This is a genomic window from Allochromatium humboldtianum, assembly GCF_013385175.1.
GTDB lineage: Bacteria > Pseudomonadota > Gammaproteobacteria > Chromatiales > Chromatiaceae > Thermochromatium > Thermochromatium humboldtianum.
This window is the reverse complement of sequence record NZ_JABZEO010000010.1, coordinates 17,499-39,855: the sequence shown is the minus strand read 5'-3', so window position 1 is coordinate 39,855 and position 22,357 is coordinate 17,499. Positions and strand designations below refer to the sequence as shown.

Below are 22,357 nucleotides of genomic sequence, written 5' to 3'. Positions count from 1 at the left end.
GTCTCTCGTTACGAATGGAGTGGATGTCGGCTCCGCCACAGCGCCCAGGCGCCTGCCGCCAACGCGCCGATGAAGACCAGGAAGGCCCAGTTCGCCAGCGATAGACCCAGGATCACCAACTGCTTGTCCTCGCAAAAGCCGCTGGCCATGAACAGTGCGGGCGACTGCTGGCCGAGCCACTCGACCAGGCGCTCGATCGGACCGGGCTGCCCGCCGATGCAGGAGACCTCATCGATCGGCTGCCATTGCAGCCAGCTCTGATAAGCGGCTACGCCGCTGCCGAGGACGGCGAGTGCCAGAAAAAGGACGGCGGTCAGCCGTGCGCCGAGCCGTCGCCAATCCGGATACGACAGCGCCGCCGTCAGCGCCGCCAGGAGCGCCATCAACATGAACAGCGTGCGCTGGAAGATGCACAGATGGCAGGGTTCCAGCTCCAGCCAGGGTGTGAGCACCAGACTGGCGAGCGCGATAGCGGCCGTGATCAGGGCCAGGAGTGTCCAGAGCGAACGTGGGGCAGGGGTCAGCATGTGGACGCGTCCTTGTTTTCAGGTCGGTGCGACCGCTGACCGGAGACGGGCGAGCGGTCGCTCCACCGAACCCGGCGTGTCATGGGTTCGGGTTGCAGGGTGACATGGGTAATACCGAAGTCATGCTTCAAAAGCGCGTGGCTTCGCTCCAGGATCTCCTCCCAGGCGGCCAGATCAGGGATGACTAGATGGGCCGTCAGCACCGGCAGATCGGAACGCACCGACCAGATATGCAGATCGTGGACCGAGGCGACGCCCGGCACGGCCGCCAGGGCCTGACCGACACGCGCCGGATCGAGATGCGGCGGGACGCCTTCCATCAGGCCATGAACGGATTCGCGCAACAGGCGCAGACTGGAGACCAGGATGAGCGCGCCGATGGCCAGCGACAGCAGCGGATCGATGGGGGTCCAGCCGCTGACGGCAATGATGAGGCCGGACAGGAGTGCGGCCACCGAGCCGAGCAGATCGCCCAGAACATGCAGCAGGGCCGCGCGGGTATTGAGCGTCTTCTCACCGCGCGTCAGCATCCAGGCCACCGCCAGATTGAGTGCCAGACCCAACGCGGCGGTCAGGGAAACAGCCACGCCCTGCACCGCTTGGGGCGTGTGCAGCCGCGTGATCGCCGAGATCACCAGCCAGGCGACCAGCGCCAACAGTGCGGCGCTATTGATCAGGGCGGCGAGGAACTCGGCGCGTCCCAAACCATAGCTGTGTCGCGCCGAGGCCCCGCGTCTTGCCAACCAGGCCGCGCCCGCCGCCAAGGCCAGCGCGGCGGCATCATTGACCATGTGCCCGGCGTCCGCCACCAGGGCGAGCGATCCGGCCCACAGTCCCACAGTGGCCTCGACGCCGGCAAAGCCCAGCGTCAAGGCGGTCGCCAGCATCAGCATGCGGCCGTTGTCGGCGCTGGAAGGATGGGCGTGGTGATGGTCATGTGTCATGGCTGGATCACCCGTGCGGCGGCGTTTGGTTACAACAGTCCCCAGGCGGTCTTGATCGCGACGGCGAGCAGCACCAGGGCGATGAGGCGCTTCAATTGATGGCCGCTGAGACGCTCGGTGGCCAGCCAGGCGCCGAGCGCCGCCCCGGCCAGGGTCGCGACGGCTGTGACACCGAGCAGGGCCGGATCGATGCGCGCAACCTGGACATGCGCCAGGAAGCCGCTGAGCGAGGCGAAGATCACCACGAAGGACGCGCTGGCTGAGGCGCGCTTGGGTTCCAGCCCGGACGCCACCAGCGCCGGCACGATGATGTTGCCGCCGCCGACGCCGAGCAGCCCGCCGATGAAGCCCGCCACGCCGCCGACCGGTAGCCCCAGTGCCAGTGTGGCCGCTGTCTTGGCCCGGCTCGAACGCGGCTTGGGCTGGTAGAACAGCATCATGCCGGCGGCGAAGACCAGAAAGACCACGAACAGCCACAGCAACGGCGTCCGGTCGAGTCCGTGGGCGGCCCAGACGCCCACGGGCGACAGACCGACCGCCAGCACCAGCATGGGCGCGACCAGCCGCCATTCCACCAAGCCCTTGCGCATGAAGGTGATGGAGGCGACCGTCATCCCGAGCGCATTGAGCAGCAGTGCAGTGGCCATGGCGGTGTGCAGCTCGATGCCGAAGGCGAGGAAGACCGGGATCAGGATCAGCGCCGCGCCCACCCCGGCCATGCTGAACAGCGTGGTCAGGGCGAGCGTGATCAGGGCGGTGAGAACGAGGAGAGTCATGCGGCCGACTGCGGCTCGCGGATTCCGGTGATCCGCTCATGACAGGGGATGCAGACCCGCTGCTCGCCGGCCAGGCGCGCGTAGCCTTCGACCACCATCTCGCCGCAGGCTTCGCACACCAACCCGGCGAAGGAGTGCGCATGATGTTCGATCGGATGCTCGAAGATCGGACCAACCGTGAGGAGCTGCTCATCCGGGGCGCTCATGACCCGATCGACCAGCGGCTGGACGACCTCCAGGGGCACTTTCGAGGCCGGAATGCCCTTCTCACGATAGTCAGTGAAGAAAGCGGTCTGCTTGTTGGCCAGCATCGCCTCTGCCTTGGGTGTGACCCGCACCGCGCGTCCGCTGGCGACCTCGATCAGGGTCACGCCCCATTTGCCGTAGTGCAGCTTCTTGATGTTGCCCTTGCCGAAGGTACAGCCGGTGACCATCTGCACACCATCGGCAAAGCAGGTCGCGCAGTGATCCTCGCCGAGCTCCAGGAGTGCGAGCAGTTGGCCGTCGGCGGCCCGTTCGACACCGAGTGCATTCAGGGCCGCCGCGCCGACCCGCAGCCCCATCGGCATCGCGGGGCATTTGTGACCGTGCAAGGCCAGGCCGTGCTCATAGAAATCGTGCGCTTGAATCATGGATCGTTATCCTGTCTGTGTGAAAGATCGCCGATGTGAATCGGCCCCGACGCATCAGGAGACGTGGTTGAGCGCAAAAGGATGCAGGGAGCCGTGCATACGCCATGCGTAGGCTCCCATGAATCAGTGCATATGCACGTCGGCGCGCGGAGCGCTTACAACGCGAAATCGCCCCCCAGCGGCTCCGCCCCCTCGACCACCGGCAGGGTCAGCTCGTTGCCCCAGTGCGACCAGCCGCCGTTGTAGAGACGCACGTCCGGGTAGCCGAGGTGCTTGAGCTGGAGATAGGCCAGGCCCATGCGGAAGCCGTCGTGACAGTAGACGTAAATGCGCGTGTACTTGGGGATGGACGCATAGAGCGCCTTGAGCGCCGCGTCATCACGCCATTTGCCGGTCTGGCCGTCGGTGCCCTCCAGGCTCACGACATTGACCGCGCCGGGGATGTGTCCGCCCATGATGGCGTGACGGATCACCTCGCCGCTGTACATGTCGTGGGGACGGGCGTCGATCAGGACGACATTCGGGTCGCGCCGTGCGACCACGTCGTCGTAGACCTGGGTCCATTCGACGAAGAGGTCCGGGTTGGCCTCCTTCAGCGTGACCGTTCCGCGCGGGCGGGCGAGCGTGGTTTCCTTCGTCAACTCGTTGAATCCGGTCCATTCGAGCGCGCCGCCGTTGAGGATCTTGACCCGCGCCATGTCGAATCCGTACAGCTCCAGCAGGTAGTAGAGCCGGGAGGTGAGCGCGGTGCTGGAGTCGTCGTAGAGGACCAGGGTGGAATCGTCGTTCACGCCCCAGCCGCGCAGGGTCTCCTGAAAGGCCGCGCGCGATGGGAAGCGCATGATGGGGCTGGCCTGGTTGTCGCCGAGATCCTTGAAGCGCTGAACTTGCACCGCGCCGGGGATGTGGCCGACGGTGAAAAAGCGGTGCGGGTGGTAGCGCACCTCCAGCACGATGAGGTTGTCGTCCTCCAGATGTTCGGCCAGCCAGTCGGCGTCGACCAGGAAGGCGGGGGCGGCACGGGTCGGCAGGGCGGGGAGCGCGAGAAGGAGCAGGGCGGTGAGCCAGAGGGCGCGGAGCCCCTGGAGCTGGGTGCGTGACATCGTGGTGTCCTCCGGATGGGTGGTGGTTCGGTCGAAAATGGACAGCTTCTCAGCGGTCTTCAGTTGGCTTCCAACTGTAGATAGGTCTGATGGACATTGCGTCTGTGCCAGCTCGCGAAGTGCTCCAGGTGTTCGAAAGCGGGTGCCCGCGCCAGGCGCTCCAGGGTCTCGTCGATCGGCTCCCAGTTGGCCAGTGACGCCTCGACCTCGCGCACCAGCCAGTCGAGATAGTCGCCGGTATCGCGCCTGGCCTTGGCCAGGTCTCCGGGAGTCCCGTGGCCAGGGACGATGATCTTGGGCGCGAGCGCCGTCATCGCCTGAAAGCTGTCGCGCCAGTCGCGAACCGGGCTGTACGGCCAGACGCCGAGCATCCGGTCCATGAACACCAGATCGCCGCTGAAGAGCACGCCGGACTCGGGCAGCCAGAGCAGGGCGTCGCCCCGGTAGTGGGCGTCGCCCAGCCACAGCAGCTCCATGCGCGTACCGCCCAGCTCCAGGGTCTCGCGGTCACCGGCGAGCGGCTCCGGCGCGGTCATCGGCACGGTGCCGTCGACAGCGTCGCTGATGGTCTCGCGCAGCCACGCCAGATGGGACTCGGCCAGGGTGCGCTGGGTCTCCACGGTGCGCCGCAGGGCGATGAGGCGCGCGCCGCGCTCGGCGAAATAGCCATTGCCGAGCCAGCGGTGGTCCTGACTGCCGAGATTGACGACCCAGCGGATGGGCTGGTCGGTCACGGCCGCGACCGCCTGCTCGATCAAGGGGCCGGACTTGGCGGTCGCGCCGCTATCGACCAGCACCACGCCCGCGTCGGTGACGATGAACCCCAGGTTGGCGTTGAGCGCCAGATTCTCCGGCGTGCGGCCTTCCAGCGGCCCGATGAGTGCGTAAACCCGCTCGGCGACCAGCACCGTGGCCATCTCCCAAGCGCCGACCGGAGCGGCGAGGAGCGCGAGCAGGGCGAGACCGGCGCGCGCGAGCCGCCCTGGCCGAGGCATGGAAGGAAGGGGCCGACGGCCCGTCCGGTCGGGTAGGCCGGCTGGCAGCGATCGATTGGACATGTGTGTCTCCCAGTGAAGGCCCCGAGCCGCCCCCAATGGCCGAGCGGCTGGGGGCGGCGCCCTGGGGCGGGGGATGGATCAGTACCCGAACTTGGCGTGCAGGCCCAGTGTGAGGGTACTGAAATCCTGGTCGCCGGTGTCGTTGATCCGCTGATCCCAGGCGACCAGCAGCTCCGAGCGCTTGGTTAGGGCGTACTTGAGGTCCAGGCTCCAGTTGTCCCAGTCCTTTTGCCGTAAACCTCGCCGTTGCGGTTCTGGCCGCGCGGCATGGTGTCAGGTCTTGCCTTTTGCCTCTCTCATCCTGTGAATACCCCCATCGGACCGACAAGCACGAGCGCCGGAATGCCAATGCGGCCTTCGCTATCGCTCAGTCCTTATTCGGCGCAGGCTGTTCGGCTCGGGGACCGGGTCAGGCGTCGCCGCTTAACTCATCTCAGACAAAAGGCAAGACCTTCGATGAGGCGCTGCTGGAAGGGAACTCGCCGTGGGACGGCGCCTGGCGGTCGAGGTCGAAAAGGCCGCTTGAGGCCAATCCTCCAGCTTTAGCACGCTCAATCACTTCGCCGGGCTTCCAAACGCCCGCGAGGCGCCATCTGGATTACGCGAGGACCTCGCCGAGTGTGAACGCTGGGACATCCGGCGCGCACTGGAACGCTGCGACGGTTCCTCGCCGCGCTCAGCCGCCGGTCATCGACATGAAGCGGATGACCTGCCCCGGGCGTTCCTTGAACACATGGCGCTCCGGTTTCAGTGCGATGGCGCGGCGGATGTGCTCGATCAGACCCGCGTCGTCGATACCCCCGCGTAGTAGTTCGCGCAGCGGGTAGCTGTGCTCCTGACCCAGGCACAGATAGAGAGTGCCCTCAACGGTCAGACGCACCCGGTTGCAGGTCTCGCAGAAGTGCTGCGAAATGGGCGTGATGAAGCCGAGCCGGGTCTCGGTTCCGGCCACCCGGTAGTAACGAGCCGGACCACCGCCGGGCAGGATGTCCGGGATCAGCTCGAACCGCTGCTCCAGCCGCTGTTTGATCGGTTCCAGGTCGCCGAAGGCATTCATCGCCGCCTGTCCGGTCGCCCCCATCGGCATGGTCTCGATCAAACGCAGGGTGAAACCATGGGTGGCGCAGTAGTCGAGGATGTCCTCGATCTCGGCATCGTTGACTCCACGCATCACCACCGTATTGACGCGGATCGGCTCCATGCCGGCCTCCCGCGCCGCCGCGATGCCGCGCCGCACCCGCCCCAGATCGCCGCCCGTGATCTGGTGGAAGACTTCGGGATTCAGGCTGTCGAGACTGACATTGAGCCGCCGCACACCAGCGCGCGCCAGCGGATCGGCGAGCGACTCCAACTGGGTAGCATTGCTCGACAGTGAGAGATCGTCGAGACCGGGCAGGGCCGACAGACGCGCGGCCAGTTCGGTCAGGCCGCGGCGCATCAGCGGCTCGCCGCCGGTCAGTCGCACCCGACGCACGCCCAGCGCCGTGAAGGCCGCGACCACGCGCTCGATCTCATCAAAGTTCAGCCAGTGCGCCGGTTCCTCGAAGCTCTTGAAGCCCTTGGGCAGACAATAGCCGCAGCGCAGATCGCAACGGTCGGTGACCGAGAGACGCAGATAGTCGATGCGGCGACCGAAGGGGTCGGTCAATGGGGCGTGACTCATCCTCGGGTGTCCTCTTCTTATGATTTTGACTGTCACTCGGTATCGCGTGGCGTGAAACAGCAGACGCGACCCTGTTCGTCGAAACGGACCTGACAGGCTTCGACCAGCCGCCGCTGCAAGCGCGTCCGGGCACGCTGGAGGCGCGACTTGGCGCCAGGCAGCGACAGGCCCAGTCGGTCGGCGAGTACCTGCTGGGGTTGGCCCTCGATGTCGCAGAGCGTCAACGCCAGCCGATCGGCCTCGGACAGCTCGGCGAGCACGCGCGGCAGACATTCCGCGAGTCGATCCAACGGCGACGGGGGCGTGTCGGCCGGCGCGGGGAGATCCTCGCTGAGCGGGAGGTGTTCGCGTTGCGCGCGCAGACGGTCGGTCAGGGTGTTGCGTGCGACCTGGAACAGCCAGGCGCGCGGATTGCGGACCGCGCAGAATCCCCGGCCCTGGCGCAGCGCCTTGATGAAAGCGTCCTGGAGCAGATCCGCCGCTTCATCGGCATCGCCCAGACGATGATCGAGGTAGCGTTTCAGCTCGGGCGCATGACTCGACCAAGCGTTCAGAAGACAGGGGGGCGTGTGGTGCATGTTGGAATCTGGTTGTCCGAGAGTGCGTGCTTGGAGCGACTTATAATCCAGGGTTGGCCGACAACGCCAACCCGATTATTGTTGGGGTTTTGGGCGCGGCCAAGCCCAACCGTCCGACCACCAAATGAGCACACAATAACAACATGCCCCTCTTCAAGCGATTTCCCCTGTACCTGACCGGCGGTGCGCTCGTGCTGAGCCTGACCAGTCCGGGCCTGGCGGCCCTGGACATCTCGGGCTCAAGCACGGTCCAGCCCGTGGTCGAGCGACTGGTTTCCGTCTTTACCGAACAGACCGGAGAGCCTGTGCAACTGGCCGGCGGCGGCAGCGGCGCCGGAGTCAAGAACGCCCTCAGCGGGGCGAGCCAGATCGGCATGGTCTCGCGCGATCTCAAGTCCGAGGAACGGACCGAACTGCGCCACACCACCATCGGTCTCGATGCCCTGGCGATCATCGTCAACCGCGACAATCCGCTCGACCGGATCACCAAGTCCCAGCTCGTCGAACTCTATAGCGGCCGGATCGACAACTGGCGCGCACTCGGCGGCCCGGACCTGGCCGTGGTGAGGGTGAGCAAGGAAGTCGGACGCAGCACCCTGGAACTCTTCGAGCACTTCACCGGACTGCAAAGCCCGGATCGCCCACCGAGCGACACCCCGCGCATCAGTCAAAAAGCCTATGTCATCGGCTCGAACCTGGAGGCCCTGACCCTGGTCGGCGGTCTGCCCGGCGCTATCGGTTATGTCTCGGTCGGCACCGCGCACGCGATGGCTGAGGCCGGCCTGCCGGTCAAGGTATTGGTGCTCGACGGCGTGGAGCCGTCCAACGCCGCCATCGCCGACGGGCGCTATCCGATCGTGCGCCCGCTCAATCTCGTCTACCGCGAACCGACGCCGAGCGTCTCGGCCTTCCTGGCGCTGGCCCTGAGTCCGCGCGGACAGGACGTGGTGAAATCACTCGGCTTTTTGAGCGTCGACCGCTAGGGGGAATCTGGATGCGCCTGACATTGACCACCAAGATCATCGCCCCCTATGGATTGCTGGGCGGACTGGTACTGGCCCTGCTGTCGGTCCTGTTCGTCTTCGATCTGCAACGCCAGTCGGTGGCCGCGCATGAGCGCGCGCTGCTCGGTATCGGCTCGGCGGTGCGTGAGATCGCCGCGCGGGTACAGACCGGCATACTGACCCGGCAGGAATCGCTGGCGATCGAGATCGCGCAGGTCGCGCGCCGCACCGATGGCCTGATCGGCGACCTGGGCGCCACGGGCGCCGATCTGCGCGCGCCCTTCCAGGACTATTTCGCCGCCATGGTCGCCATCAACTCGGTCTATCTGGAGAACCGCACCGAGGAGGGCGCGCGCCGGCTCGATCAACTGCGCGAACAGGAGCGGCGCATCGACGTCACCATCGCCCAGCGCCTGGGCGCGGCTGAGCAGGAACGCGACCACATGGCCGCACTGGCCTGGGTGGTGCAGGGCGTGGTCCTGGTCGCCATCATCATCATCCTGGTGGGGCTGGCGATGCTGGTGGTGCGCACGGTCGCGCGGCCCATCGGTCGTGCCGCCCAGGTGGCCGAGGCGATCGCGGCCGGCGATCTGTCCGGGACCATCCAGGTCAGCGGCAACGACGAGATCGCCGATCTGCTGCGCGCGCTCCAGACCATGCGCGAGGCCCTGCGTCTCCTGCTGACCGGGATCAAGGATATCGTCGGCCAGGCCACGCAAGGTCGCTTCGACGAACGTCTCGACAGCGACCAATTGCAGGGCGTGGCGCGCGAACTCGCCGAGCTGATCAACCAGATGACCGGCATCACCCGCGCCGGGCTGCACGACGTGATGCGGGTGACGGCGGCGCTGGCCCAGGGCGATCTGAGCCAGCGTATCGAGGGCGAGTATCCGGGCATCTTTGGCGAGACCCAGCGCGGCGTCAACACCACGGTCGAGACCCTGCGCGAAACCGTCGAGGAGATCCGCGCCGTGGTCGAGGCCGCCGCCCAGGGTCGGTTCGAGCAGCGGCTCCAGACTCAGGGCAAGCAGGGTGTCTTCCTCCAGATCGCCGAAGGACTCAATCAGCTTTCCGGGCTGGTCTCGGCCGGACTCGAAGACGTGGCGCGCGTGCTCCAGGCGATGGCCGAGCGTGATCTGACCCAGCGCATCACGACCGATCATGGCGGCGTCTTCGGTCGGCTGCGCGACGATACCCATGCCACGCTGGAGGCCACGCACGAGGTAGTGCAACGCATCCAGGAGTCCACGCTGTCGATTCATGCCGCTGCGCGCGAACTCTCGGTCGGCAATCTCGATCTCTCGCGGCGCACCGAGCAGCAGGCCGGCAGTCTGGAGCAGATCGCCGCGCGCATGGACGAGCTGAACGGAACCGTGCGCCAGACGGCCGACAACGCCCGTCAGTGCCAGACGCTCAGCCAGGGCGCCAATGCCGCCGCGCAGCGTTGTGGTGAGCTGGTCCGGCGCACTGTTGCCACTATGGGCGAGATCCAGTCCGGATCGAGCCGTATCGCCGACATCACCGAGGTCATCGACGGGATCGCCTTCCAGACCAACATCCTGGCGCTCAATGCCGCCGTCGAAGCCGCGCGGGCCGGTGAGCAGGGCAAGGGCTTCGCCGTGGTTGCCGCCGAGGTGCGCGCGCTCGCCCAGCGCAGCGCCACGGCCGCGCGCGAGATCAAGACCCTGATCGCCGAGTCGGTTGAGCAGATCGGCGGCGGTGAGCAGTTGGTCCGGCAGGCCGGGGCGGCGATGGAGGAGGTGGTCACAAGCTTCCAGCGCGTCAGCGGACTGGTCGGCGAGATCGCCCAAGTCAGCGGTACGCAGAACGCTGACGTCGAGGAAGTAGCGCGGGCGATCGCCGGGCTGGACGCCATCACCCAGCAGAACGCGGCGCTGGTCGAACAGTCGGCGGCGGCTGCCGAGAGTCTGGAGCAGCAGGCCGGGGAACTGGAGACGGTGGTGGGACAGTTCCGGTTGGGGAGTTCGCAGGCCGCGCTGACCGCGCCGCACAGAGTGCCGAGGCTTGAAGCTCTGTGAACCGGGCCTGGGCGGAATCGAGCGCGCCGACACTTGGGCGGCGCACCGCCAAGGCCGGTTGCTCGCATCCGGCTTGAGCGAGGTTGAGGCGTTACGCTTGGGTAACGTTTGGCCGGATGTGTTACCTCGAATTCAAGTTTTTGAATTGCAAGACAAATAGGCATATTTGCCCGATTCTGGCGTTACGTTCTTGTAACGCCTGCCGTGCCGGACGCCCGGATCGCCTCCCAACGCCATCCCGCTCGCATTGATAATTGTCAATCCAATCAATCCCCTGTTCTTCGTATTGAAATAGTCAGGTATGCACCCTGCTTATGCGATCCGAACAAGAGGGTCGCCATGACGGCCCGGTTCATCGGCCCCTCATGGGGCTCACCGGAGGAGGGGAGACATCATGCCAGTCGGGTTACAAGCCCAACCATCGCTCGGGGTGCCGGGCAAGAAGCGCTGGGCGATGGTCATCGACCTGCGCCGCTGCATCGGCTGCATGGCCTGCGTCTGCGCGGACAAGGCCGAGTACGACGTGCCGCTCGGGGTGTGGCGCACCATCGTCAAGGTCAAGGACACCGGGAGCTATCCCAACACCAAGCGCCACTTCATGCCGCGGTTGTGCAATCACTGCGACAACCCGCCGTGCGTGCGCAACTGTCCGACCGAGGCGACCTATAAGCATGAAGAAGGCTTCGTGCTCCAGCGCTACGAGCGCTGCATCTCCTGCCGCACCTGCATCGCGGCCTGTCCCTACAACGCCCGGCATGTGCTGCCGAAGAACCGCGACCGGGTGAAGATCGGCGGGGTGATCGACAAGTGCACCTTCTGTCATCACCGGGTGGCCGCCGATCTGGTGCCGGCCTGCGTGCAGACCTGTCTCGGGCGCTCGCGCATCTTCGGCGATCTAAACGACCCCAACAGCGAGGTTGCGCGCCTGGTCGCGCGCCACAGCGTGGTCACACTCAAGCCCGAGAAGGGCACCGCCCCGCAGGTCTATTACATCAAGCCCGACCGCGTCCACACCGAGCAGGTTCTGAGCCGGCCGGTGTCACACGCGGCCCGCGCCGACGCGGAGGCCTTCTACCGCCACAACCGTGGCACCCAGTTCTTCTCCGGCGTGCTCTGAGGGGGATACAGCCATGTTCGAGTACTCTGAATTCAACATCGCCCCCTGGGGTTGGGAGATCACGGTCTACTTCTTCCTCATCGGCACGGCGGCCATGACCTATGTCTACGCGGCGGCGCCGGCGGTCTTCGGCAATGTCTTCGGCGGCATCGCGCGCTCCATGGAGCCCTTCCAGAAAACCGGCATGCTGGCGGCGCTGTTGCTGCTGCTGATCTCCGGTCCGCTGCTGATCGTCGATCTGGGGGCACCGGAGCGCTTCCTCTATCCGATCCTGCATTTCCATTGGACTTCACCGCTGTCCTGGGGCGCACTCTTCCTGCCGTTGTTCGGGCTGTGCATCGTCGGTTTTCTGGCCGCCCTCTGGTTCAACCGGCCCCAGCTGCTCAAGCCGATCGGCATCCTCGGCATGCTGCTGAGTCTCTCCATGCCGCTCTATACAGGTCTGGATCTGATGGTGCACCAGACCCGCGAGCTCTGGAGCAACCCCACCATTCCGGTGCTGTTCGTCATCCTCTCGGTCAGCTCGGGCACCGCCCTGGTCAGCGTCATTCAGCTCGCGCGCGGTCAGTTCGATGACCGCACCTTCGAGTTCCTGCACTGGTTTCTCTATGTGGCGCTGGGAACCACCCTGGCGCTGTTCCTCGGCGAGCTGGTGACGCTGCTCTACGGCAGCGAGGAGCTGCAACAGGCCTGGACACTGATCAATGAGCGCTTCTGGGTGCAGTTCTGGGTGATGACCTTTGGACTCGGCATCCTGGCGCCCTTCCTGCTGATGATCGTCACCCATTACTGGAAGAGTGCCTGGGTGCTGACCCTGGCCGCCGTGCTGGCGGCGGTCGGCGCCTTTTTCTTTCGTAGCGTGCTGATCTACGCCGGTCAGCTCACTCAGATCTATTACTGATCCCGGAGTCTCGACATCATGAGCGATCTCGCAACCCGAAACACCGAGGGCGATATCGGGCGCCTGAGCCGCCGCGACTTCATCAAGCTCGGCGCCGCCGTGGGTGCCGCCGCCGGTACCCTGTCACTCGGCAGCCGCCGGCTGATGGCCATGGAGCAGGAACTGGGGGGCGACGACATCTCTGCCGTCACCGGCGCCCAGCGCCAGTCCGTGCCCTATACCTGTCTGGCCTGCAACATCGAGGACGGCGGCGTGGCCTTCGTCGAGAACGGCCGCATTGTCAAGCTCGAAGGCAACATGGACCACCCCAACACCCGTGGCAAGCTGTGCGCCAAGGGCAACTCGGGGTTCCTGCACGTCTACGACCCCGACCGCATCATGACCCCGCTACTGCGCACCGGAAAGCGCGGCGAGGGCAAGTGGAAACGTATCTCCTATGACGAGGCGACCAGCCTGCTCGCCAAGAAGCTGCGTGAAGTGATCGACCGCGCGCAGTCCGAGGGCGACGAGGCCATCCTCAATGAGATCGTCTTCAAATGGGGCCGCAACCGCACCGGCGGGGCCGTGCATCGTTTTATGCACGCGCTCGGCTCCAACACCATGATCAATCACACCAACATCTGCGAGTCCTCGAAGAAGGTCGGGCTGGAACCCTCCTGGGGACCGGACATCGAGTCCTGTGACTGGGCCAACACCAAGTACATCATCAACTTCGGCTCCAATGTGCTGGAGACGGCCTACTTCATGAACCCCAACGCCCAGCGCCTGGTCGACGGCGTGGTGGGCAACAAGGCCAAGCTGGTCTCCTTCGATGTGCGCCTGTCGAACACCTCGGGCTTTGCCGACGAGGCGTACTTTCCCTATCCGGGCACCGATGGGGTCATCGCGCTGGCCATGGCGCATGTGATCATGAACGAGGGGCTCTACGATGCCGCCTTCATCCGCGACTGGACCAATGTCACGGCCGAGCAGCTCATCGCGCATCTGAAGCCCTACACGCCGGAGTTCGCCGAGCAGGAGTCGACCGTCCCGGCCCGCGACATCCGCCGCATCGCCCGCGAGTTCGCCACCACCAAGCCGGCCACCACCTTCTCCTATCGCGGCCCGGCCAAGCATGTCTATGGCGCCTATCAGGAGGCCGCCATCCACATGCTCAATGTCATCACCGGCAATGTCGAGAAGAAGGGCGGTTACTGTCTGCCGCGCGGCATGGACTGGCCTCAGCCCCAGCCCGAGCCGCCCAAGGGCAAGACGGCGAGCCTGCTGGCCGCGCCGCCGCTCTATCCGCTGGCCTCGCACCACGTCTCGACCCATGTGCCCTACATGATCATGAAAGGCGAGGCCAAGGTGTCGGTGTGGATGCATCTCTACGACAACCCGGTCTACACCTATCCGTCCAGCCACGTTTGGGCGCATCTGTTCAAGGACGAGGCGCTGCTGCCGTTCGTGGTCTCCTTCAGCCCCTATATGTCCGAGACCACGGAGCTGGCCGATCTCATCATCCCCGACGTCACCTATCTGGAACGCCACGATCCCGAGTCCATGCCGAGCGGACTCTATCCCTGTCTGTCCATCCGCCAGCCGGTGGTCAAGCCCTTAGGCGGCACCCAGGAGTTCCGCCAGACCCTGATCGATGTGATCAAGAAGGTCGACCCGGATGGGTCGCTCGGGATCCAGCAATATTTCGCCTTCAACAGCGTCGAGGATTGGATGCGCGCCCACTTCGACGCCATCCCCGGACTCAAGGACGAGGGCGGCTGGGATCTGATGAAGCGCAAGGGCGTTTGGCCCATTTACGGCCAGGTCGACAAGACCACCGCCAAGCTCGTCGACAAGAACGGCAACGAGGTCGAGCCGGAGTACGGACTCTACAAAAAGCCGGTGCCCGCCGCCGATCTGGAGGGGGCGGAGGTCGGCGAGGATGGCACCATCCGCAAGGACGGCAAGGCGATCGGCGTGCGTATCGGGGATCAGAGCTATGTCGGCTTCGGCACCCCCTCGCGCCGCATCGAGCTCTACAAGCAGAGCTTCAAGGACTATGGCTTCAACCCGCTGCCGGTCTACAAGCGGTTGCCTTCGCGCGACAAGCGCTCCGACGAGCTGGTGCTGACCACCTTCAAGGTCAACGTCCACACCCAAAGCCGCACGGCCTCAATCAAGTACCTGGCCGAGCTGTATCACAAGAATCCGGTCTGGATCAATCCCAAGACCGCCGCCGCGCGCGGCATCGCCGACGGCGATCTGATCCGCGTGACCTCGGATGTCGGTCACATCGTCACCCGCGCTCATATCACCGAGGGCATCCATCCCGATGTCGTCGCCGTCTCCACCGCCTGCGGCCACTCAGCCTACGGGCGTCTGTCGCAGCTCAAGCAGAAAGAAGCCGCTGAAGAGTGGGCGCAGGGCGGCGATCCGGACATCACCCACAACGTCTGGTGGGACGACAAGGGCGTGCATCCCAATCCCATCATCCGACTCTCGGTGGACCCCATCGGCGGCTCTCAGGGTTGGTACGACACCCTGGTGCGGGTGAACAAGGCCGAGCCGGGCGACCACTACGGCGACGTCGAGACCAGTGTCGAAGTCTCCATCAAGGACTACGAGCAGACGCTGCGGCTGGCCTACACCGGCGACCTGCACCGGATCAATCACAAGGAAGTGGACATCGATTGGGATCATCTGCCGCAACCGGCACTGCACGCCGGCGGGCATTGATCTGTAGGGTACGCATCGCGTACCGAACGCATCCGCCAACCCTGACGGAACCCGTCGCTGGTGGAATGGTACGCGATGCGTACCCTATCCAAACGAGGAATTCGAGGAATGCAGACACATCACCAGACCGCGACCCAGTCATCCAGGCCGGTCGCGTCCGATGAAACCATCGAGGAGCGCGCCGCGCTGTCAGGTCTGTACAAGCTGATTGCGCGCTGTCTCGAAGAGGAGCTCGACCGCGAGACACTGCGCCTGCTGCGCGGCGCACTGCGCGAGCCACTGAGCGCCGCGGGCTGGACACTCGATGCCGACTTCTTCGCAACCGCCGAAGACACCCTGCTCGAAGTCCTGGCCGAGGAATACACCGGACTCCTGGTCGCTCCCGGCTGCGTCAACCCCCACGCCTCGGTGTTCGAGACCGGGGCGCTCTTCCGCGAGCCCTGCGACCGTGCGGCAGCGGCCTACCGCGAGGCCGGCTTCGACTACCGGCGGCGCCTGAGCGGGGAGTTCCCGGACCACATCGGCACCCTGCTCGGCTTCCTCGGCCATCTCGCCGAGGCCGAGGCGGAAGCCTTGCGCCGGGGTGACACCGAGGCCGCCGAGCAGGCCAGACAGCGTTATGACCGCTTTCTACTGGAGCAGCTTGGACCCTGGGCGCCCGGCTGGTGCCAGCGCGCCGCGCGCGCGGCGCTGCACCCCTTCTACCGCCAGGTGCTCCAGTTCACCGAGCAGCTCCTGTGGCAGGCGCTGGCCGAGATCACCGACCGGCGTGGGCTCAAGGAGCTGCTGGCCAAGAACCGGCGCGAACCCCAAAAGCTCGACTACAACGCCGATTTCCGCAAGGCATCGGGTCTCTAGGCGGATGATGGAGGTGAGCCACTCATGCGCATCCTGATCGTCGAGGGCTCGGGCCGCGGGTTCCTCTGTCACTACAGCCATGCCCTGGCCTCGGGTCTGCACCAGGCCGGCGAAGCCGTGCGGCTCCTGACCGGCGCGCGTGACGAGCTGGCCGATTGGTCGGCGCCCTTCGACAAGCGGGCCTGTCTCGCCGATGGGCTGGCCGGCTGGTTGTGTCTGTGCCGCGAGGTGCGTGAATACCGACCGGACGTGGTGCATCTGCAATGGATCAATCGCCCGCTGGCGGCGCTTGCCTTCCTGCACTGGGCCAGGGCGCGCGGCATCGCGGTGATCTACACCCCGCACAACATCCTGCCGCACGAGCGGCGCTGGCTGAGCCTGCCGCTGTTTCGCGCCCTCTATCGGCGCGTCGATCGCGTGGTCGCGCGCGACAAGCACATGGGCTGGGCGCTGGAGGAACTGCTCGACACGCCCCAGGAGCGGCTTGCTCATCTACCCGGCAGCCCCAACCCCATGGCGCTCGATAGCTTCCCGACACAGCCCTGTCCGGAGCTGGCCAAGGCCCGGGACGAAGAGTTGCGGCTGCTGTTCTTCGGCCATGGCTCGGCCCGCAAGGGGCTGGACGTGCTGCTCGGCGTGCTGGCCGCCCGACCCTGGCCGGCGCACCTGCATCTGGTGGTTGCGGGGGAGGGGGTTCTGACCGGGATCGATCCTCACCTGCTCGCTGCGGCTCGCGCGCGGCTGCGGATCACAGTGATCGACCGCTATCTGCGCCCGCCCGAGGTCAAGCATCTGTTCTCGACCGGCGATCTCCTGGTCATGCCCTACCGTAAGCGCTGCAAGAGTCCGCTCACCGATCTGGCGGCGGCCTTCGGCGTGCCGGTGCTGCGCTCCGACCGGGTGCAGGGAACCGGCTTCCGCGAGGGTTGGCAGGGACAGACCTATCCGCACGATCAACCCGAGCTGTTGGCGGAACGACTGCTCGGGCTGGTCGCGGATCGAACGGCGCTCGCCGCCCAACGCGGACCCTGCGAGCCGGTCCGTGTCGCCATGACCCGACTCGCCGAGGGGCACCGTCTGTTGTATCTGGAGGTCCGCGCGGGGAGCCGATCGATTCCGGCCGCGACGGTGAGCCGGCCGCTCGCTGGAGGACTCTGATGTCCGGCGCCGGTAAGACCCTGATCCTGATCGCCCACACCGCCCGTCTGCCGGACCTGGTGAAGCTGGTGCGCAAGCGCCGGGCGGTGTTCGCGGACTATCGCCTGCTCGCCACGCTGGAGACCGGCGCGGCCATCGAGGCCGAAACCGGGCTGGAGGTCACGTCGCTGTTCTCCGGGCGCCGGGGCGGGGAAATCCAGCTCTGCGGACTCATCTGCACCAATAGCATCCGCGCCGTCTATTTCCTCCGCGACCTGGAGACGAATCGCTTGGACGAGCCCGACATCACGCCCTTCTATCGCGCCTGCGACCTCAACAACGTCCCGCTTGCCACCAACATGGTCGGCGCGGTTGCGCTGACGCATTGGCTGGGGCGGCGCCTGGAGTCAGGGCGTGCGGGCCGCCTGGAGTTCGACGCCGGCGAGGGCGTCCTGCCATGCTGAACGCGATGCCGACTCCATCGAACCGTGGCGCGGCGCTGGCCCTATTGGAGGGTCGCGAGCTGCTGGAGGAGGAAACCCTCTGTCTCAATCTGCGCGGACGTGGCGAGCACTGCCGCCGCTGTGCCGCCGCCTGTCATGCCGATGCCCTCTCACTATCGCCTGATGCCCTGGACGTCGACCGCACGCGCTGCACCGGCTGCGGCGGCTGCGTGCCCGTCTGCCCGGCCGGGGCGCTGCGTCTGAGCGGTTTCTCACCGGCGCGGTTCCTGGCCGCGCTCGATGGTGCGCCCGAAGTGCATCTCCATTGTGGGGCGAGCCGGGATGGCGGCGGCGGGGTGGTGATCCCCTGCTTCAGGGTGCTCGACGAGCGGTTGCTGGCCGCCGCGCGCGCCGACGGGGTCGAGACGCTGCATCTGCACGGTCTGGAGCAGTGCACCGGCTGTCGGCACGGCGGCGCGCTGGAGTGGCTCGCGCGCGTTGGCCGCCGCCTGTCGCGACGTCTCGGGGAGTCTGCGCCCCGCCTGTACCAGGCTACGCCAGGCGAGTCGGCCGCTGCCGGGCCGCGCGCCCGTCAGGATCAGCCCCAGCTCAGCCGCCGCGCCTTCCTGCGCTTCGCCGGGGCGCGCGCCTCGCTGGAGGCGGCGTGCTGGCTGGCGCCGGTCGAGGAGGACGACGAGGCGGGCACGGATCTGCCCTTCTTCCAGGGCGACATCACCGAGGTCCGTCGGCCGCATCCCTATCAGGTGCCGCTGGCGGCGCGGGTCGAGCAGTTGCCTTGGGCCGCCGAGCGGCCGCTGCCCTGGCGGCTGCGCACCCTGGAGGCGCACTGCACCGGCTGTCTGGTGTGCGGACAGCGCTGTCCGACCGGCGCCCTGCTCGCGCATGAGGAGGGACGCACCGCGCTGGCGATCTCTTTCGAGCCGACGCTCTGCACCGACTGCGGTCTCTGCAATGCGCTTTGCCCGGTCGAGGCCATTGCGATCCAGCCGGCGCATCGGGTGAGCCAGGTAGCCGCGCCGCGTGCGACCCTCATGATGCGCCGACTCACGGTCTGCGCGCGCTGCGGCGATGGTTTCGAGCCGGAGACACCGGACGCGAAGCACTGTCCCATCTGCGCCAAGGAGGACGCACTGGATGAGGACTGGCTGGACCTATTGGGTGCTTGAGGGTTGGCTGGGCGCGTGCCGTGGCTGATCCGCCCCCTGCTCAGTCTCGGCCTGCTTGGAGCACTCCTCGGTGGCTATCCGTGGTTGAGTCGCCCGCGCACGCCCGAGGCGCTGTTCAAGACCCGCTGTGCCGCCTGCCACGCGCTGCGCGTTGAGCGTCTGTGCGAGTTCGCGCCCCGGCAGCGCCCGGCCATCGTCGACACCATGCGGCGTCTGCACGAGGCCGATCAGGTCATCGATGAAGAAGAGGCGGTCATCATCCGCCGCTATTTGGAGGAGTCTCTCATATGCCCTTGAGCCAGATCGCTGCACCGGAACGGTCGCGGAACGATCCAGACGCGGATGCGCGCCTGGAGCAGCGCCTGCTGACTATCCTGAGTCAGATCCAGGACGCCGCGCACGGCCTCGATGTGGTGACGGACGGCCAGGTCTATGCCGTGGTCGCCACGGGCGGCGCGGTGCGGGTGCTGCTCGATCCCGAGCGCTTCCCGAGCGAGGCGGCCCAGTCCGCCCTGGCCGAGACCATCCAGACGCTGCTCGCGGACGAGCCGGGCGTCGAACGCCTGGTGGTCAAGCCGCGTCCGCGCTCGATCTGTCTGCGTTCCGAGCTGCCGGGGATCAGCCGCGTGATCGGCGTGCACAGCGGCAAGGGCGGGGTGGGCAAATCCACGGTCGCCGTCAACTTGGCCCTGGCACTCGCCGCACGCGGACTCCAGGTCGGTCTGCTGGATGCCGATGTCCACGGCCCCTCGGCGCCGACCCTGCTCGGGATCGAAGGGCGGATGGAGACTACGTCCGATGGGACGCGGGTGCGCCCGCTGGAACGGCACGGCCTGAAGGTCGTCTCGCTCGGCTTCCTGCTGCCGGAGACCAAGGCCCTGATCTGGCGCGGTCCGCTGGTCGAGCGCGGGCTGGCGCAGTTGTTCACCGAGGTCGATTGGGGCGAACTGGACCTGCTGCTCATCGACCTGCCGCCCGGCACTTCCGATGTGCATCTGGAGGCGGCGCGCCAGGCCCCGCTGGCCGGCATCCTCACCGTCACCGCGCCGGGACAGGTCGCGGTGGATGACGTGCGGCGCGGAATGGAGATGTTCGCGGATCTGGCGGTGCCCTGTCTGGGGATCGTCGAGAACCTCGCCGGTCTGGTCTGCGGTCGTTGCGGGACCGAGACCGCCCTGTTCGGCGCGGGCGGTGGCGCGGAGCTGGCGACGCTGACCGGCCTGCCGCTGCTGGCGCGGCTGCCCTTCGATGCGGCGCTCGCCGAGGCGTCCGATGCCGGACGTCCGCCGCTGGTGGCGAGTCCGGAGACGGCGGCGAGTGCCTGGTTCCAGGCGCTGGCTGGGCGAGTCGCCGGGAGGCTGGGTCTCGATCAGGCGGACCAACCAGAAGGGTATGCCATGCGTGCCCGACGCACTGTGTCGGCGGAAGCCGTGCCAGTGCAGTCCCCCGAGGAGACCGGGCCGATGGACTGTCGCGCGGACACCATGCCACGGACCGAGCCGCCGATCCCCATCCCGGTTCGCTCCGGCACCAGTCAAGCCCCCATCAACCCGGAGCCCGATACGGCCCCGCGCTATGCCGAGCCCGGCGAGCCCATCCCCGGTGTGCGCGATGTCGTCCTGGTCGCCAGCGGCAAGGGCGGGGTCGGCAAGTCCACGGTGACGGTGAATCTGGCCTGCGCCCTGCGTGCCCAGGGTCTGCGCGTCGGCGTGCTGGACGCGGATCTCTATGGCCCCTCCATCGCGCGGATGCTCGGCACCGACACCGAGCTGGAGCAGGACGCGTCAGGACGCGCCATCCCCGCCGTCGGCCACGGCGTCCACAGCCTCTCGATCGCCCAGCGCATCCCGCCCGAGGCGGCCCTGGTGTGGAAGGGACCGCTGGTGACTCAGACCCTGATGGACATGGTCTATGGCGTCGCCTGGCCGGATCTGGATGTGCTGCTGGTCGATCTGCCGCCCGGCACCGGCGATGTCCAGCTCAGTCTGCTGGAGCGTCTGCCGGTCAGCGGGGCGGTGCTGGTGACAACGCCGCAGCGGCTCGCCCAGGTCGACGCCGAGCGCGGCATCGCGCTCTTCCATGAGCTGGATATTCCGGTGCTCGGGGTGATCGAGAATATGAGCCATCTGGTCTGTCCGCGCTGCGGCGAATCCATGCCGCTCTTTCCGGACGCCGACGTGCGCGCGCTCGCCCGCCGCCGCCACGTCCCCTATCTGGGCCGCCTGCCGCTCGATCCCGCCGGACAGGCGCTCGCCGACACCGGCCGGCCCTTGGTCGAGGCGCTACCCGAGAGCGCCGCCGCCCGGATCTTCCAGGAGTTCGCGCACCAGCTCCGCGCCGCGCTGGAGCGGGAAGCTCGGGCGACCTTGCGTGAGGCCGATCCCAACACCCGTGCCGCCCATGCCGCCTTCTGGGAACGATTGATCGAGGATTGAGAATGACTGAACTGTACTTGCATCTGACCGGCCCCCTACCCGAGGGGTTTGACACGCAACGACTGGCCGGTCTGGCGGGCCTGGTGGTGGAGGGCGGCTGTCTCAGTCCGCGCGAGGCCGGCGCCCTGCCGGCCCCAGTCGCCGCGCTCTGCGCTCCGAGTGCGGATGCGCAAGCGGACTGGGACGCGGATGCCGCTCCGGCGTGCGTAGTCGATGCCGGACTGGATGCCTGCGCCGCCCTGCGCGACGCCCAGCCGGAGCGCAACTGGTTGCCGCGCCTGACCGTCTACCCGCAGGAGGTCAGCTACCGCATGGCCAATTACAGCGGCGAAGGCTTCAAGTTCTTTACCCCGGACGCGGCGACCATCCACGGCTATCGGGTCACGGACGGCGACCGGCTGCTGATTCCGACCCTCCGGCGTGCCCGTGACCTGGGCTTCAAGCGGATCTGGCTGCACGCCCGCGAGGCCGAGCGACGCGGCCGGGGGCTGGATCTGGATCTTCTGGAGCGAGCGCGGGCCGAGTATCCCGAGGGGCTCTGGCTCTCCGGGGGAGCCACCGAAGCGCGCCATCTTGAAAACCTCAGCCGCGAGGGCGGGGCGGACGGGGTGGTGATCGGGCTCGACCTGCTCCAAGCCGTCGGTGTGGAGGCACTGCTGGCGGCCCTGGCCCCACCGTGTCCGCCCGAGGTGTCTGTCGCCTTGATGCCTCGTTCGGATCATGCAGCCGTCTGAGGCGCGCGGCCGGGGACGCTCGCCGTGGCGACAGTGGCGGCTGATGGTCGCGGTCGCCGCGCTCGTCCATGTAATCGTCGGCACGGCAGGCGAGGACCGTGGGCCGCCCACACCGGCCCTGAGCCCCGAGACGCTGTCGAGCCGGCTCGTCCAGAACGAACCGCCGCTGGTGCTCGACACCCGTGGCCGCACGGCCTACCTCACAGGCACCATCCCCGGCGCGCTGGACGCCGGAACCGACCCTGCCGGCTATCTGCCCGACAGCCGTGGTGGAAACGCGGTGCTGATCGTCGAACCCGGCACCGACCCGGCGCCCTGGATGAACCGGCTCCTGGGCTTCGGTTATCGAGTCGAGGTACTGGCCGGCGGTTTGCCTGCCTGGCGCGCCGCCGGCCTGCCGGTCGTGAATCCACAGGCCGGCTTCGCCATACCCGGCAGCCGCCCTTTCGTCATCCCGCGCGGACTGTGCGAGATGAACACCCCGGCCGATCGGTTCCATTGAGCAT

At 67.0% G+C, this 22,357-nt stretch carries 21 protein-coding genes; 13 read left to right on the top strand and 8 right to left on the bottom strand.

What is annotated here, in order from left to right; translation table 11 throughout:
• Positions 1-8 precede the first annotated feature (8 nt).
• From HW932_RS14520 to HW932_RS14485, 8 genes are all read right to left on the bottom strand, one after another.
• Positions 9-527 carry a disulfide bond formation protein B gene (locus HW932_RS14520; RefSeq protein ID WP_176977217.1) on the bottom strand — a complete coding sequence of 173 codons (519 nt, stop codon included), beginning with the start codon at positions 525-527 and terminating at the stop codon, positions 9-11.
• Positions 521-1,471, bottom strand: coding sequence for a cation diffusion facilitator family transporter (locus HW932_RS14515; protein ID WP_176977216.1), 951 nt, complete (start codon positions 1,469-1,471; stop codon positions 521-523). Before HW932_RS14515 ends, HW932_RS14520 begins: the two co-directional genes overlap by 7 nt.
• 29 nt (positions 1,472-1,500) lie before the next feature.
• Positions 1,501-2,247, bottom strand: a complete 747-nt coding sequence (locus tag HW932_RS14510) for a sulfite exporter TauE/SafE family protein (protein WP_176977215.1) — start codon at positions 2,245-2,247, stop codon at positions 1,501-1,503.
• Entirely contained in the window at positions 2,244-2,879 is a 636-nt protein-coding gene (locus tag HW932_RS14505) for an FmdE family protein (protein WP_176977214.1), read from the bottom strand. Before HW932_RS14505 ends, HW932_RS14510 begins: the two co-directional genes overlap by 4 nt.
• A gap of 155 nt (positions 2,880-3,034) precedes the next feature.
• The gene (locus tag HW932_RS14500; protein WP_176977213.1) at positions 3,035-3,982 is read right to left on the bottom strand and encodes a sulfurtransferase; all 948 of its coding nucleotides are present in this window, start codon (positions 3,980-3,982) and stop codon (positions 3,035-3,037) included.
• A 59-nt stretch (positions 3,983-4,041) separates the two neighbouring features.
• Positions 4,042-4,977 carry an MBL fold metallo-hydrolase gene (locus tag HW932_RS14495; protein WP_176977212.1) on the bottom strand — a complete coding sequence of 312 codons (936 nt, stop codon included), beginning with the start codon at positions 4,975-4,977 and terminating at the stop codon, positions 4,042-4,044.
• 739 nt (positions 4,978-5,716) lie between these two features.
• Positions 5,717-6,703, bottom strand: coding sequence for a GTP 3',8-cyclase MoaA (gene moaA, locus HW932_RS14490; RefSeq protein WP_176977211.1), 987 nt, complete (start codon positions 6,701-6,703; stop codon positions 5,717-5,719).
• 32 nt (positions 6,704-6,735) lie between these two features.
• Entirely contained in the window at positions 6,736-7,281 is a 546-nt protein-coding gene (locus HW932_RS14485; protein ID WP_176977210.1) for a sigma-70 family RNA polymerase sigma factor, read from the bottom strand.
• A gap of 143 nt (positions 7,282-7,424) precedes the next feature.
• Here HW932_RS14485 and HW932_RS14480 point away from each other — a divergent pair, with 143 nt between their 5' ends.
• The 13 genes from HW932_RS14480 to HW932_RS14420 all read left to right on the top strand — a co-directional run bounded on the left by HW932_RS14480 (position 7,425) and on the right by HW932_RS14420 (position 22,353).
• Positions 7,425-8,264: a phosphate ABC transporter substrate-binding protein gene (locus tag HW932_RS14480; protein WP_176977209.1), complete on the top strand. Its 840-nt coding sequence runs from the start codon at positions 7,425-7,427 to the stop codon at positions 8,262-8,264.
• 11 nt (positions 8,265-8,275) lie between these two features.
• The gene (locus tag HW932_RS14475) at positions 8,276-10,324 is read left to right on the top strand and encodes a methyl-accepting chemotaxis protein (RefSeq protein WP_176977208.1); all 2,049 of its coding nucleotides are present in this window, start codon (positions 8,276-8,278) and stop codon (positions 10,322-10,324) included.
• A gap of 394 nt (positions 10,325-10,718) precedes the next feature.
• Positions 10,719-11,441 carry a 4Fe-4S dicluster domain-containing protein gene (locus tag HW932_RS14470; RefSeq protein WP_176977207.1) on the top strand — a complete coding sequence of 241 codons (723 nt, stop codon included), beginning with the start codon at positions 10,719-10,721 and terminating at the stop codon, positions 11,439-11,441.
• Between the two features lie 13 nt (positions 11,442-11,454).
• Positions 11,455-12,342: an NrfD/PsrC family molybdoenzyme membrane anchor subunit gene (nrfD, locus tag HW932_RS14465; protein ID WP_176977206.1), complete on the top strand. Its 888-nt coding sequence runs from the start codon at positions 11,455-11,457 to the stop codon at positions 12,340-12,342.
• Positions 12,343-12,360: 18 nt separating this feature from the next.
• Complete coding sequence (locus tag HW932_RS14460) at positions 12,361-15,057, top strand: molybdopterin-containing oxidoreductase family protein (RefSeq protein WP_176977205.1); 2,697 nt, start codon at positions 12,361-12,363, stop codon at positions 15,055-15,057.
• Between the two features lie 108 nt (positions 15,058-15,165).
• Positions 15,166-15,915: a TorD/DmsD family molecular chaperone gene (locus tag HW932_RS14455; RefSeq protein WP_176977204.1), complete on the top strand. Its 750-nt coding sequence runs from the start codon at positions 15,166-15,168 to the stop codon at positions 15,913-15,915.
• Positions 15,916-15,939: 24 nt separating this feature from the next.
• Complete coding sequence (locus tag HW932_RS14450) at positions 15,940-17,073, top strand: glycosyltransferase family 4 protein (protein ID WP_176977203.1); 1,134 nt, start codon at positions 15,940-15,942, stop codon at positions 17,071-17,073.
• Positions 17,073-17,516 (top strand): methylglyoxal synthase, encoded by a 444-nt coding sequence (locus HW932_RS14445; protein ID WP_176977202.1) that lies wholly within the window; start codon positions 17,073-17,075, stop codon positions 17,514-17,516. The genes HW932_RS14450 and HW932_RS14445 overlap by 1 nt, the downstream gene beginning before the upstream one ends.
• Positions 17,510-18,682 carry an ATP-binding protein gene (locus HW932_RS14440; RefSeq protein WP_176977201.1) on the top strand — a complete coding sequence of 391 codons (1,173 nt, stop codon included), beginning with the start codon at positions 17,510-17,512 and terminating at the stop codon, positions 18,680-18,682. The genes HW932_RS14445 and HW932_RS14440 overlap by 7 nt, the downstream gene beginning before the upstream one ends.
• A gap of 15 nt (positions 18,683-18,697) precedes the next feature.
• Positions 18,698-18,979 carry a hypothetical protein gene (locus HW932_RS14435; protein WP_176977200.1) on the top strand — a complete coding sequence of 94 codons (282 nt, stop codon included), beginning with the start codon at positions 18,698-18,700 and terminating at the stop codon, positions 18,977-18,979.
• Positions 18,970-21,117 (top strand): Mrp/NBP35 family ATP-binding protein, encoded by a 2,148-nt coding sequence (locus tag HW932_RS14430; RefSeq protein ID WP_176977199.1) that lies wholly within the window; start codon positions 18,970-18,972, stop codon positions 21,115-21,117. Before HW932_RS14435 ends, HW932_RS14430 begins: the two co-directional genes overlap by 10 nt.
• Positions 21,118-21,119: 2 nt before the next feature.
• Positions 21,120-21,851: a beta/alpha barrel domain-containing protein gene (locus tag HW932_RS14425; RefSeq protein ID WP_176977198.1), complete on the top strand. Its 732-nt coding sequence runs from the start codon at positions 21,120-21,122 to the stop codon at positions 21,849-21,851.
• Complete coding sequence (locus HW932_RS14420) at positions 21,838-22,353, top strand: rhodanese-like domain-containing protein (protein ID WP_176977197.1); 516 nt, start codon at positions 21,838-21,840, stop codon at positions 22,351-22,353. The genes HW932_RS14425 and HW932_RS14420 overlap by 14 nt, the downstream gene beginning before the upstream one ends.
• Positions 22,354-22,357 lie beyond the last annotated feature (4 nt).

Bases quoted from the DNA above. Each gene is read 5' to 3' on its own strand.
- HW932_RS14520 (WP_176977217.1), bottom strand. From the start codon at position 527: ATGCTGACCCCTGCCCCACGTTCGCTCTGGACACTCCTGGCCCTGATC.
- HW932_RS14515 (WP_176977216.1), bottom strand. From the start codon at position 1,471: ATGACACATGACCATCACCACGCCCATCCTTCCAGCGCCGACAACGGC.
- HW932_RS14510 (WP_176977215.1), bottom strand. From the start codon at position 2,247: ATGACTCTCCTCGTTCTCACCGCCCTGATCACGCTCGCCCTGACCACG.
- HW932_RS14505 (WP_176977214.1), bottom strand. From the start codon at position 2,879: ATGATTCAAGCGCACGATTTCTATGAGCACGGCCTGGCCTTGCACGGT.
- HW932_RS14500 (WP_176977213.1), bottom strand. From the start codon at position 3,982: ATGTCACGCACCCAGCTCCAGGGGCTCCGCGCCCTCTGGCTCACCGCC.
- HW932_RS14495 (WP_176977212.1), bottom strand. From the start codon at position 4,977: ATGCCTCGGCCAGGGCGGCTCGCGCGCGCCGGTCTCGCCCTGCTCGCG.
- moaA (WP_176977211.1), bottom strand. From the start codon at position 6,703: ATGAGTCACGCCCCATTGACCGACCCCTTCGGTCGCCGCATCGACTAT.
- HW932_RS14485 (WP_176977210.1), bottom strand. From the start codon at position 7,281: ATGCACCACACGCCCCCCTGTCTTCTGAACGCTTGGTCGAGTCATGCG.
- HW932_RS14480 (WP_176977209.1), top strand. From the start codon at position 7,425: ATGCCCCTCTTCAAGCGATTTCCCCTGTACCTGACCGGCGGTGCGCTC.
- HW932_RS14475 (WP_176977208.1), top strand. From the start codon at position 8,276: ATGCGCCTGACATTGACCACCAAGATCATCGCCCCCTATGGATTGCTG.
- HW932_RS14470 (WP_176977207.1), top strand. From the start codon at position 10,719: ATGCCAGTCGGGTTACAAGCCCAACCATCGCTCGGGGTGCCGGGCAAG.
- nrfD (WP_176977206.1), top strand. From the start codon at position 11,455: ATGTTCGAGTACTCTGAATTCAACATCGCCCCCTGGGGTTGGGAGATC.
- HW932_RS14460 (WP_176977205.1), top strand. From the start codon at position 12,361: ATGAGCGATCTCGCAACCCGAAACACCGAGGGCGATATCGGGCGCCTG.
- HW932_RS14455 (WP_176977204.1), top strand. From the start codon at position 15,166: ATGCAGACACATCACCAGACCGCGACCCAGTCATCCAGGCCGGTCGCG.
- HW932_RS14450 (WP_176977203.1), top strand. From the start codon at position 15,940: ATGCGCATCCTGATCGTCGAGGGCTCGGGCCGCGGGTTCCTCTGTCAC.
- HW932_RS14445 (WP_176977202.1), top strand. From the start codon at position 17,073: ATGTCCGGCGCCGGTAAGACCCTGATCCTGATCGCCCACACCGCCCGT.
- HW932_RS14440 (WP_176977201.1), top strand. From the start codon at position 17,510: ATGCTGAACGCGATGCCGACTCCATCGAACCGTGGCGCGGCGCTGGCC.
- HW932_RS14430 (WP_176977199.1), top strand. From the start codon at position 18,970: ATGCCCTTGAGCCAGATCGCTGCACCGGAACGGTCGCGGAACGATCCA.
- HW932_RS14425 (WP_176977198.1), top strand. From the start codon at position 21,120: ATGACTGAACTGTACTTGCATCTGACCGGCCCCCTACCCGAGGGGTTT.
- HW932_RS14420 (WP_176977197.1), top strand. From the start codon at position 21,838: ATGCAGCCGTCTGAGGCGCGCGGCCGGGGACGCTCGCCGTGGCGACAG.